Source organism: Nostoc sp. DedQUE08, assembly GCF_034530895.1.
In the GTDB taxonomy this organism is placed as follows: Bacteria; Cyanobacteriota; Cyanobacteriia; order Cyanobacteriales; family Nostocaceae; genus Nostoc.
In genome coordinates, this window is record NZ_JAVRCD010000046.1 from 15,256 (window position 1) to 27,540 (window position 12,285).

Consider the following 12,285-nt stretch of genomic DNA (forward strand, 5'->3'; position numbering starts at 1 on the left):
ATTCTTTTTTTGGAGATGTTTGATGTTATTTTTTTGCTTAAGCTTTTTTCAACCAGCTAAACATAGCGCGTAAATCTTTACCGACTTCCTCAATTTTGTGTTCAGCTTCTTTACGACGCATGGCGGTAAATCCTGGTTTACCAGATTGGTTTTCCAGAACAAATTCTCGTGCAAATTGCCCAGATTGAATTTCGCTGAGAATCTTCTGCATTTCAGCTTTGGTTTGTTCGGTGACAATCCGCGGGCCACGGGTATAATCGCCATATTCGGCCGTGTTAGAAATGCTGTCGCGCATTTTGGCTAAACCACCTTCTACAACCAAGTCAACAATCAGCTTGACTTCATGCAGACATTCAAAATAAGCCAATTCTGGTTGATAACCAGCTTCTACCAAAGTTTCAAATCCGGCTTTGATTAAAGCGCTCAAACCACCGCACAATACCGCTTGTTCGCCAAATAAATCGGTTTCAGTTTCTTCGCGGAAAGTAGTTTCCAGAACACCGGCGCGAGTACCACCGATACCTTTAGCATAAGACATGGCGCGATCGCGTGCTTGACCACTGGCATCTTGATAAACTGCAAACAACGCTGGTACACCTTCACCACCTTCATAAGTCCGTCGTACCAAATGCCCCGGCCCTTTGGGTGCTACCATCACCACATCGACGTTATCTGGTGGTACAACTTGCCCAAAGTGAATATTGAACCCGTGGGCAAAAGCTAACACATTCCCTTCTTCTAGATTGGGTTCAATCTCGTTTTTGTAAATTGTTTTTTGAACTTCATCAGGTAACAAAATCATGATGAAGTCAGCAGCATTAGCAGCATCTGCAACGTTTTTCACAGTTAACCCAGCTGCTTCAGCTTTTGCGACTGACTTACTACCCGGATATAGTCCCACAATCACATTCAAACCACTATCTTTAAGATTGAGAGCGTGGGCATGACCTTGAGAACCATAGCCGATGATAGCAATAGTTTTTCCAGCCAAAAGGTCTAAATTGGCATCTTCGTCATAATACATCCGGGCCATAGAAGCATCTCCTGTCAGCAAGCGTCGTCATTTATTGGCAGGCTTACGATTGTACCCCAAATTGAGTAACACAAATGAATTATCAATCATTCAATTTATCTCTTTGGACTTAGGGGGAGTGTTTACGACGGCAATAATTGCCTAACTTCTTTATCTCAAGCAAGTAAAGTTACTCAGTTTCAGTAGACCGAAAAGTTTTGCGATGCCTTCTCTACGAGACGCACTCGCGTTCGGGGGGCGTAGCGATCGCCAAAGAATAGTAGCCTGTGATACAGTTTTGTTCAAGTTTATCGCCTTACCGAGAAAGAATGGCGGATTATTCTCAACAAAACCATCAACTGTAACGGTGCTGAACTAGCACGAATGGTAGAAAAAGCGGCGCGTGCATTATTTCATCAGGGGAAGGAAATTCATATTGGGTTGTCCGAACTGTTGGAGCAAAGGGAAATAATAGTGCCACTCTACGTTAGGGATACTGATAGAATACTGGCTATAAAAAATCGAGCTTAAGTATATATTTGTCAATCAGCATCGACAAAAGACTCTTCAGTTTTCGCTCCAGCGATTACTACGTATTGGGGAGAATCTTGCGTTCATAGTTAACTATTAACAACTAGCCTCACATCTAAGTAAAAAATATTACTGAAATTCTTGGCTTAAACGCTCTAGAACTTCAGTATTTTATCAAACTCAATATAAAAACGTATTTTGAACAAAATTTATACAACCCTAAGACATAAGCTGAACAGAGCTACTTTAATTACAGTTCATAATTGATACAGACCAGATCATGAACTGAAATTAATCATGAAATACGCTAAACAATCAACTACTTTTTTACTTGTCTTCTCTACAGTTCTTTGCCTGACAACAATTTCTGGTGGAATGTCACTCTGGTTAGCTTTCCAACCCCAACTCTCAAAACATCAAGTTAGTATCCTGCAAGACAGCAGGGCAACTTGGCAAATGGGTATTGGATGTATATTTGGTTTATTAAGTAACAATGCGGTTCAACTGCTAGCTTTAAAGAGAAATACCAGTAGTAAAGAAGAATAAAAGTTTAGCTGGTATTTTTCGTCTTAATACCTACAATGTTTCTAATTTGGCAGATATAGTATGAGTAACAATCCAGTGAAACGGGCTAAACAATCAATTTCAGCAACACCAGAAGGAATTGAACAAGCTCAAAAAGCTTTACAACAAATCTGCAATGGAAAGAAGACACTACTAGCAGATTTTGCAGAGAAATCACGTAGTGTTGTTCAGAATTTTTTTGCAGGTAAACCTGTTGGTATAGAAAGTTTTCAGGCTATTTGCCAACAATTAAAGCTTCAGTGGCAAGAAGTTGCTGGGCTATCTTCACCTGAACAAAATCAAGACTTAGAAATTGATAAACTTGTCCAAGAAGTGCGCTACCATATCCGGCCTTATATCCAGCAGCGTTGCGGTACTATGCGAGTGCTAGATATGTCTCAACCAATTGGTTTGGATGATATTTATATCAGTGTCAACATTGTAGAGAAAATCACTGGAACTTTGCGATGGGAGTTAGACCAACTGCTGCGGGATGTTTCATCTAAAGAATTTGACCGATTCAATCTAGGCAATGTTAGAGAAGAACGAGTACCAGGGTTAGAAGCGGTACAAAGATTTTCAAAACTAATGATTTTAGGTAAACCAGGAGCGGGAAAAACAACATTCCTCAAACATTTGGCAATGCAGTGTATTTGTGAGCAGGAAAATCGGGTTCCGGTTTTCATTACTCTCAAGGATTTTGCAGAAAGTCACGAACAGATAGATTTGTTAAACTATATTGCTCAACTAGTTGATTTACATTCACAACCAAGAGAAGATATTTCATGGTTAATAAAGATTTTACGAGCGGGTAAAGTATTTATTTTATTAGATGGATTAGATGAAATAAAAGATGCTGACAATAGTCGAGTTTATCAACAAATTCGGAGTTTTGTTGCCAGATTTTACAGCAATCAGTTTATAATTACCTGTCGTATAGCTGCAAAGGAATATACCTTTGAAAACTTTACAGAATTGGAAATAGCAGATTTTGACGAACAGCAAATTACTAATTTTACCGAAAAGTGGTTCCGCTGTAAGAATGACCCAATTAAAGCTAAAAAGTTTTTGGATAAGCTGAAAAGAGAACAACCGATCAAAGAGTTGGCAACAAGCCCAATTTTACTGACATTACTATGTCTGGTATTTGAAGACACGGGAAGCTTTCCATCTAATCGTTCAGAGTTATACAAGGGTGGTTTAGATGTGTTACTCAAACGCTGGGATGTGACGCGAAACATTGAGCGAGATCAAGCTTATAAAAAGCTTTCACTACAACGTAAAGAAGATTTATTGAGTCAAATAGCTTATTCTAACTTTGAAGCTGGCAATTACTTTTTTAAACAAAAAGAACTTGAAAGACAGATTACCGAATACATTAAAAATTTAGTTGATGCTAATACTGACCAAAAGAAGCTGGAACTGGACAGTGAAGCAGTATTAAAATCAATCGAAGCACAACATGGTCTATTTGTCGAGAGAGCAAAGGGAATTTATTCATTCTCGCACCTAACATTTCATGAATATTTTACAGCCAGACAGATAGTTGAAAATTGCAACCCAAAGTCAATGGAAGATGAAATGCTCAACATATTAGTAAATCATCTAACCGAAAAACGTTGGCGGGAAGTTTTTTTATTGACAATTGGAATGTTAACAACCTCAGATTGTTTGTTGCGCTTAATGAAGCACCATATCGATCTGTTATTAGCAGGAGATGAAGAATTACAGGAGTTTTTGCACTGGGCAAATGAAAAATCAAAATCTCTGTCATTTGGAGATTACAAGCCTGCGGCTGTTCGAGCTTGTTATTTTGATTTTGACATAGCACTAGATCGCGATCGCACACTTGCCTGTCTTCTTGATTTTCCCTTTACTCGTGCTTTTACCTGTACTAGTCTTGTATCTCGTGTCACAGGTCGTGAAGTTGTTGAGACGTTTCATGATATTACTTTAATTGATGATTTGAGAGACTCTCGCGCTCTTGAACCATCTCTTGCTATTGCTTTTGAGCGAGTTGTTGCTATCAATTCTCTTGAGAGTATGGGGGTTGAAGCCAAAGTAGTAGAATCGTTAAAAAAACTTAAACAAGAATTACCTGAAGCAAATAGTAGTAAGGAAGTATTAGAAAGCTGGTGGGAAGAAAAAGGTCAAGCTTGGGGAGATCTTTTAAGAGATACTATAGTTCGATATCGAAGCTTAGGCGAAACTTGGCATTTCGATAATTTTAGTAAGAAACAGAAGAAGTTACTAGATCAATACTACTATGCCAATTTGTTACTAATAGTATGTTTGAATAGTGATTGCTACGTCAGCCGGAGTGTGCGAGAAGAAATTGAAAATACTTTATTTTTACCACTTGTTACTGGTTATTCATCCTGAGGTTGGCTTTCATGGCAAAGAAAATTGCATTTGGTTGGTATGGCGGCAAGTACAGTCATTTAGACTGGCTCTTACCCTTGTTACCAAAAACAACCCACTACTGCGAACCCTTTGGTGGTTCAGCAGCCGTGTTGTTAAACCGGGAGCCTTCGCCTGTAGAAACCTACAATGATACTGATGGCCAGGTAGTCAACTTTTTTCGCGTACTACGCGACCAAAAAGACCAACTCATCGAGGCGATTGGGTTAACCCCATTTTCGCGTGAAGAATTTCGGATTGCTATTAGCAAAGAAGAAGAGAGTTTGCCAGACCTGGAAAGGGCTAGACGATTTTTTGTCCGGGCGCGACAAGTGAGAACAGGCTTGGCACAAACCGCAAGTCAAGGACGATGGGCACACTGCAAACTTACTAGCCGCGCTGGAATGGCTGGTGCAGTTTCCCGGTGGCTTGGTAGTGTTGAGGATCTGCCTGAAATCGTGCAACGGTTGCTACGCGTGCAAATTGAGAACGACCGAGCAATTGATATTATTCGACGCTACGATAGTCCAGAAACATTATTTTACTGTGACCCTCCCTACCCGCACGATTCCCGTGGGGATAGCAAGGCTTACGCTTATGAAATGACCGACGACCAGCATCGGCAACTAGCGGGTGTTTTGCGTTCAGTTAAAGGTAAAGTGGCCCTTTCAGGCTATGATTGTTCGTTGATGCAGGAACTATATGGTGACTGGAACTGCATTAAAGCGCCCCTGAAACACTGCCATTCCATCAAGCAGTTACGGCAAGAAGTACTTTGGCTCAATTATGACCCGCAAGCTTCCACACTTACTGTTGAAGAAATCGCTCCATGTCCACAACCCCAGCAGCTATCCTTGATGTAGCCTTACAAAAAGCCTCTTCATCGATAGTCCAACCGATTGTCACCAACCCCAGCATTGCCGAAAAAATTGACTATGTATCGCGCTATGTAGGCAATCGTGCTGTAGTTCGTTTGTTGCTGGCCTGCTCTTTGGCAGCAATTCACCGTGGGAATGTTGATATCCGCAAGCCTTACACCGAAATAGGTACACCAGATGCTTACTCTGGGCGCTACTACGATGAAAGTTACATCACAGCATTCATTAACAAACACGAGTTGCCCTGTAATCCCACTACCGCGTTCCTCACCCCTGCATTACGTAACCGCAACATCACCTTGACCCCAGCAGTCAATCTGGTGGGACGACCGCCCAAACTCTATGAAGTTGCCCTGGAATTACTTGATGATGTTCATCAAGGCAGAATAACTGCTGAGGAACTGCTAGCCCAAACCATTCGCTGTCTAATTATCGCTCGGAACGAGAAGCGGCAGCGTATGGAAACACTACTAGCTGACCTGAAGAAGTCGAAAGACGCAATACCTTTGTCAGCAGAGGAAATTATCACACTCCTGAGACAGCATTTGGCTTGCCGAGGTTCAAGCCGCCTTCCTGTACTAATGGTTGCTGCTGCCTATCAAGTAGCAGAACAATATATTGGAGAGCGTTTTTTACCTCTAGAATCCCACAATGCAGCAGACGAGCAGACTGGAGCTTTGGGAGATTTGGAAATTACTTTAGTTGATGATGAGAAGGTGATTAGCAGCTATGAAATGAAGACCCGACGCGTCACGTTAGCAGATATTGACCGTGCTTTGCAAAAAATCAATAGCACAGGCAAGCGGGTTGACAACTATATTTTTATCACGACGGATGCGATCGAAAAAGGTATTCAGGAATATGCCTCAAGTATGTACGACCGTACAGATGGTATAGAGATTGTGGTTTTGGATTGTATCAGCTTTGTACGTCACTTTCTGCATTTGTTCCATCGGCTGCGATCGCAATTTTTATCAGCCTACCAACAGCTAGTGCTAACAGAACCAGACAGTGCTGTTAGCCAACCTCTAAAAGAAGCTTTTTTAGCATTGAGACAGGCTGCTGAAAGTGCCAGAGAATTTTGACCGACAAGATACCGTAGGCTATTTTGAATTGGTATAAAGGCAGATTTGCAAGCAGCGATCGCAGATGTAACTTATTTTCAAAATCAAACAATTTCAAAAATATCAACTACCAGAAAGCAATTTTACAACCCTACTGGCAAACAGACTTGTTACAAATATTTTTTGAAATAATCGTCAAATGACTTGCTAATAATCTTTTTGAGATATCTCATCAAGCTCTGTAAATAAAAATGACTAACCCTGTTACATAAATCGCAACAATACAGGCTTTGAGTTTTTCTTCAGTAATACTGGGTTTAACTTCATCTATCTGGGGGTAGATTATGTATACTTCGACTAAATTCCCGCGCACATCTGCTTTATTTATAAGTGCGTTATTGGGAGGGGTGATTTTCACTAGTTGTGCCTCTTCCCAACAGACAGCAAATAAGTCTGCACCTCAAATTGCAGCTAATGATGGGGTAAATCAATTAAGTGCCCGTGAAAACAATATTTCCCAAAAGGCGGAAGCTGCACCAATAGCGCGTTCTCGTCCCCAACTGATCAAAAAGGCAGCAATCTCTTTGACTGTTAACTCTGTAGATAAGACTGTCGATGCTGTTTCGCAAATTATCAATCAACAGCAAGGGGATTTAATCGGGTTGAAACAACAACAACCCAAAAACGACAACCCGCGTTACACAGCAACAATCCAATTGCGGATACCAGAGGATCGGCTAGAACCTACTCTAGAACAACTAGCTAAATTGGGCACTGTTAATAGTCGTAATATCACTGCCGAAGATGTAGGCGATCGCCTAGTAGATTTCCAAGCCAGATTAACCAATTTGCAAAAAACTGAAGCCAATTTGCAAAAAATTATGGATCGGGCTGGTTCTGTCAGAGATGTGCTTAGTGTTGCCCAAGAACTGAGTAATGTCCGACAAACAATAGAACAAATTGATGCCCAACTAAAAAGCTTACAAAATCAAGTTGCTTATTCCACTATTACGCTGAACCTAGAAGCAGCAGTTTCTAGCACCAGTCCCCAACCTGACTTGGGTTTGCAAGTTAAGGAAACTTGGAATAACTCTACCCATTCTTTGAGGGCATTTTCCGTTGGCTTACTTAAACTGGGTATTTGGTTAATTGTTTACAGCCCCTATTTGTTAATTTTTGTTGCTCTTGTCTATGGCTTTAGGCGTTGGCGGCGAACTCATTCACCACGTTTGCCACAAACACCAGAGTCAACTATTTCTGACTAAAGTTGCATAAATTCTACATCTACCTTTGATAAATCTACACAGATAAACAGGGATTGAAATATCCCAAACTCTTATTGTCTGTACCTTTGTCCTAAAAATTTTGTTTATCCTGTAGTTTCGATTACTTTAATACTTTTTCAAATGTAAAGAGCAATACAAAATATATGATGACAATTTTGATACAAATCTGTTAAGAATAGTTACAATAGTCGGCATACACGATAATATTTCTTATGGTAAATTCACTTGACAATAATCCACCCCATAAAGTAGTAATCGTTGGCGGTGGTTTTGGTGGACTTTATGCAGCAAAAACACTCGCCAAAGCAGCAGTAAACGTTACTCTGATTGATAAACGTAACTTTCATCTATTTCAACCCCTTTTATATCAAGTCGCCACAGGTGCGCTATCTCCGGCTGATATCTCCTCACCGTTGCGTTCTGTTCTCAGCAAGAGCAAGAATACGAAAGTGCTGTTGGGAGAGGTGAATAATATCGATCCAGAAGCGCAAAAAGTGATTGTGGGTGACGAAGCAATACCTTACGATACGTTAATTGTCGCCACAGGTGCGAAGCATTCCTACTTTGGCAAAGATAACTGGGAAGAATTTGCCCCAGGCTTGAAAACAGTAGAAGATGCGATAGAAATGCGTAGCCGGATTTTTTCGGCGTTTGAAGCCGCAGAAAAAGAAACCGATCCAGAAAAACGCCGTGCTTGGTTGACCTTTGTAATTGTGGGTGGTGGCCCAACAGGTGTAGAGTTAGCTGGTGCGATTGCAGAATTAGCAAATCAAACTCTCAAAGAAGATTTCCGCAACATCGACACCTCAGAAGCCAAAATTTTGCTATTAGAAGGGTTGGATCGGATTTTGCCACCCTTTGCACCAGAGTTATCACAAGAAGCGGAAGCATCCCTGACGCGCTTAGGGGTGGTTGTCCAGACAAAAACACTGGTAACAAATATTGAAAATGATACTGTTACCCTCAAACAAGGCGAAGAAGTTAAAGAAATTGCTTCAAAAACGGTATTATGGGCAGCAGGTGTAAAAGCTTCAGCAATGGGAAAAGTGCTAGCAGAACGCACAGGTGCTGAGTGCGATCGCGCTGGACGGATTATCGTTGAACCTGACTTGAGTATTAAAGGACATCCGAATATTTTTGTAATTGGCGACTTAGCAAATTTTTCTCATCAAAATGGTAAACCGCTACCTGGTGTTGCACCTGTAGCCAAGCAAGAAGGTGAATATGTAGCAGCACTAGTCCAAAAGCGGCTTGTAGGAAACAATTTGCCACCCTTTGCTTATACCGATTATGGTAGTTTGGCAATGATTGGGCATAATTCTGCTGTAGTCGATTTGGGCTTTACCAAGCTGAAAGGTTTCGTTGCATGGCTGTTTTGGCTATTTATTCACATCTACTTCTTAATTGAATTTAACAACAAATTAGTAGTAATGATTCAGTGGGCATGGAGCTATTTCACCCGTAATCGTGGAGCAAGATTGATTACAGGACAAGAATCAATCACGCAGTTCCAAATTGGCGATCGCAACAGTTATTCAGCCGATAATAAACAACCAGTAAATGTCTAATTGGGCATGGGGCATTGGGCATTGGGCATGGAGAAGAGACAAGGTAGACAAGGAAGAGGGGGGAGACAAGGGAGAGACTTGTTCAATAATTCCCCCTTGTCCCCCTTGTCCCCTTGTCCCCTTGTCCCCTTGTCCCCTTGTCCCCTTGTCCCCCCACTCCTCACTTCCCACTCCCCATAACAAAGTTATCGCCCTCATAAATTAGCAGTAAGCTATTTGAGGGCGTTTTTCATAATCTACATAATGGCAACTATTAACGACAACTACCTGAAGCTGAAAGCGGGTTATCTGTTTCCAGAAATTGCTCGGCGGGTGAATGCCTTTGCAGAAGCAAACAGTAATGCTAAAATCATCCGGCTGGGGATTGGCGATGTTACCGAACCTCTACCGGAGGCTTGCCGCACAGCGATGATTAAAGCTGTGGAAGAAATGGGCGATCGCAATACCTTCAAAGGCTACGGCCCAGAGCAAGGCTACGCTTGGTTACGGGAGAAAATTGCTACTCAAGATTTCCAAGCACGGGGAGCCAATATAGATGCTTCGGAAATCTTTATCTCTGACGGTTCCAAGTGCGACACCGGCAATATTCTAGAAATCTTTGGTCATGACAATCTAATTGCCGTTACTGACCCCGTTTATCCCGTATATGTAGACACTAATGTGATGGTGGGAAATACTGGGGATGCTAACGATAAAGGCGAATTTGAGGGTTTAGTTTATCTACCAATTACAGCTGATAACAACTTCACCGCCGAGATTCCTTCAAAGAAAGTCGATTTAATTTATCTCTGCTTTCCCAATAACCCCACTGGCGCAACTGCTACCAAGGAATATTTAAAGGCGTGGGTAGAATATGCCAAAGCTAATAACTCGATTATTTTCTTTGATGCAGCCTACGAAGCTTATATCACCGATCCGTCGCTTCCGCACTCAATTTATGAAATTGAAGGTGCAAGAGAAGTTGCGATCGAATTTCGGTCTTTCTCCAAAAATGCAGGTTTTACAGGAACCCGTTGTGCGTTAACCGTAGTACCAAAGACACTCACAGCAAAAGCCGCCGATGGTTCCGATGTCGAACTGTGGAAACTGTGGAATCGTCGCCAGTCTACCAAATTCAACGGCGTTTCTTACATCGTCCAACGGGGAGCGGAGGCGGTTTACTCCGAAGAAGGACAAGCACAAATCAAGGGATTGGTTAGTTTCTATCTCGAAAACGCCAAAATTATCCGTGAGAAACTCACAGCCGCCGGATTATCAGTTTATGGAGGCGTGAATGCACCTTACGTTTGGGTAAAAACGCCTAATGGTTTGTCCAGTTGGGAATTCTTTGATAAGTTGCTGCAAACTGTCAACGTTGTGGGGACACCTGGTTCAGGCTTTGGTGCTGCGGGTGAAGGTTACTTCCGCATATCGGCGTTTAACAGCCGGGAGAATGTCGAAGAGGCGATGAAGCGGATTACCGAGAAGTTTAAGGTGTAGAGCGATCGCTTTTAGTCGCTTTTGTTAAACTCATTTTATTAATCTAAAGGTTACGGTGGGCTGTATTATCCACCGCAACCTGACAGATATTGAATTTTGAATCTTGAATTGGAGCGAAGCGACGTGACTGCTGCTATTCCGGTTTTAAAAGCTGTTAGCCAGATGCAGTTAGCGCCTGGTAGCACAGTAACAATTCCAGATGTTAAGTGGGAAGAATTTGAATCTATATTACAAGAATTGGGACAAAAAAGAATTACACGAATTGCCTATAGCCAGGGTATTTTAGAAATTATGGCTCCTTTACCAGAACATGAAATACCTAAAGATTTAATTTCTGATATTGTCAAAATATTGCTGAAGGCTAAAGATATCAGATATCAACCTTTTGGTTCCACCACCTTTAAAAAGCAAGGTTTAGCAGGAGTTGAACCTGATGCTTGCTTTTATATTCAGAATTATCAACAAATGATTGGTCGTCGCCGCTTACAACCTGACGATCCACCGCCTAATTTAGCAATTGAAACTGATGTCACATCAAAAACTACTCTTGATGCTTATGAAGCCATTGGAGTTCCAGAACTATGGGTTTACGATAGCGGGAGCCTTTCTATTTATTTGTTGAAAGAGGGGAAATACATAAAATCTGACACCAGTCCTAATTTTGAAGATATAGCTATTACTGAGATTATCCCTGCTGCTGTGGAACGTAGCTGGCAAGTAGGAAGTTTTCAAGCTTTGGAAGAATTGGAAGCGATGATTTAGTAAATAAAAATAGTCAGTATAAGGTGCGATCGCATTCCAGGAAAAAGTTGAATAAATGCCAAGTTAAATAGTTTGTATCTTTATGTTTGGTAGTCGTACTCAAAAGCTATACTTTAGTTTCTAATCTATTCTACATATAGATATTTATGCAAAACGTTTTCGGAATCGGTTGTTTAAATGCAAATCCTCACTACTATGGCTACTTTCATTATTTACTTTTTAATGAAGATGGCACTGTAGACATGGCATCTGGAGCAGGACAAGCAATCATTGTTACTGCTAAAGGAAAGTATTCAGTGTCAAAAATTGACCGATCTTCATTTAGTATAAAATTTTATGAATTAATTGAAACTAATCATTATAGCCACAATGGTAATATTGGCGATAAAATTAGAGATATTGAACCGTTTGGTGTCAGAGTAACAATAGAAAAAGGAACTTTTGCTTTTGAGCAAGAAGTTATTTGGAACATAAAAAATGAAGAAGAATATCCATGCTATTTATTTACATCAAGGTATGTATTTGATTACGTTCCTCTCAGCTTTTCTAAAGAAAAAAGCCAAAGAAACCTCTATTATTTAATAGAATAGAAAGACTTCTATGAATCTGAAAAATACTATTATCCTCAAGCTGAGTGCAAAAAATTGATATTCAAAGAGTTACAAGAGCTAGGGATTACGCCGATTTATTGAGATACTGTAGGATTGGTTAATACTTCCCATTCTCTAGATTAAGATACAA

11 protein-coding genes are annotated in these 12,285 nt (G+C 40.8%); 10 read left to right on the forward strand and 1 reads right to left on the reverse strand.

The features are described from left to right. Window positions 1-37 precede the first annotated feature (37 nt). Entirely contained in the window at window positions 38-1,051 is a 1,014-nt protein-coding gene (gene ilvC / locus RMY64_RS25925; RefSeq protein WP_416211781.1) for a ketol-acid reductoisomerase, read from the reverse strand. A gap of 184 nt (window positions 1,052-1,235) precedes the next feature. On the opposite strand from ilvC, the gene RMY64_RS25930 reads away from it, so the two are divergent. The 10 genes from RMY64_RS25930 to RMY64_RS25975 all read left to right on the forward strand — a co-directional run bounded on the left by RMY64_RS25930 (window position 1,236) and on the right by RMY64_RS25975 (window position 12,134). Then, complete coding sequence (locus RMY64_RS25930; RefSeq protein WP_322701511.1) at window positions 1,236-1,391, forward strand: hypothetical protein; 156 nt, start codon at window positions 1,236-1,238, stop codon at window positions 1,389-1,391. A gap of 449 nt (window positions 1,392-1,840) precedes the next feature. Then, on the forward strand, window positions 1,841-2,089 hold the full coding sequence (locus RMY64_RS25935; RefSeq protein ID WP_322701512.1) for a hypothetical protein: 249 nt from the start codon (window positions 1,841-1,843) through the stop codon (window positions 2,087-2,089). A gap of 60 nt (window positions 2,090-2,149) precedes the next feature. Beyond that, complete coding sequence (locus RMY64_RS25940; RefSeq protein ID WP_322701513.1) at window positions 2,150-4,489, forward strand: NACHT domain-containing NTPase; 2,340 nt, start codon at window positions 2,150-2,152, stop codon at window positions 4,487-4,489. 11 nt (window positions 4,490-4,500) lie between these two features. Then, window positions 4,501-5,370, forward strand: a complete 870-nt coding sequence (locus tag RMY64_RS25945; protein ID WP_322701514.1) for a DNA adenine methylase — start codon at window positions 4,501-4,503, stop codon at window positions 5,368-5,370. Continuing rightward, window positions 5,337-6,470: a restriction endonuclease, SacI family gene (locus tag RMY64_RS25950; protein ID WP_322701515.1), complete on the forward strand. Its 1,134-nt coding sequence runs from the start codon at window positions 5,337-5,339 to the stop codon at window positions 6,468-6,470. Before RMY64_RS25945 ends, RMY64_RS25950 begins: the two co-directional genes overlap by 34 nt. A gap of 323 nt (window positions 6,471-6,793) precedes the next feature. After that, entirely contained in the window at window positions 6,794-7,714 is a 921-nt protein-coding gene (locus RMY64_RS25955; RefSeq protein WP_322701516.1) for a DUF4349 domain-containing protein, read from the forward strand. Window positions 7,715-7,947: 233 nt separating this feature from the next. Further along, on the forward strand, window positions 7,948-9,303 hold the full coding sequence (locus tag RMY64_RS25960) for an NAD(P)/FAD-dependent oxidoreductase (RefSeq protein ID WP_322701517.1): 1,356 nt from the start codon (window positions 7,948-7,950) through the stop codon (window positions 9,301-9,303). Between the two features lie 243 nt (window positions 9,304-9,546). Next, entirely contained in the window at window positions 9,547-10,782 is a 1,236-nt protein-coding gene (locus RMY64_RS25965) for an LL-diaminopimelate aminotransferase (protein ID WP_322701518.1), read from the forward strand. A gap of 123 nt (window positions 10,783-10,905) precedes the next feature. Next, window positions 10,906-11,544, forward strand: coding sequence for a Uma2 family endonuclease (locus tag RMY64_RS25970; RefSeq protein ID WP_322701519.1), 639 nt, complete (start codon window positions 10,906-10,908; stop codon window positions 11,542-11,544). A gap of 146 nt (window positions 11,545-11,690) precedes the next feature. Continuing rightward, window positions 11,691-12,134 carry a hypothetical protein gene (locus RMY64_RS25975; protein WP_322701520.1) on the forward strand — a complete coding sequence of 148 codons (444 nt, stop codon included), beginning with the start codon at window positions 11,691-11,693 and terminating at the stop codon, window positions 12,132-12,134. Window positions 12,135-12,285 lie beyond the last annotated feature (151 nt).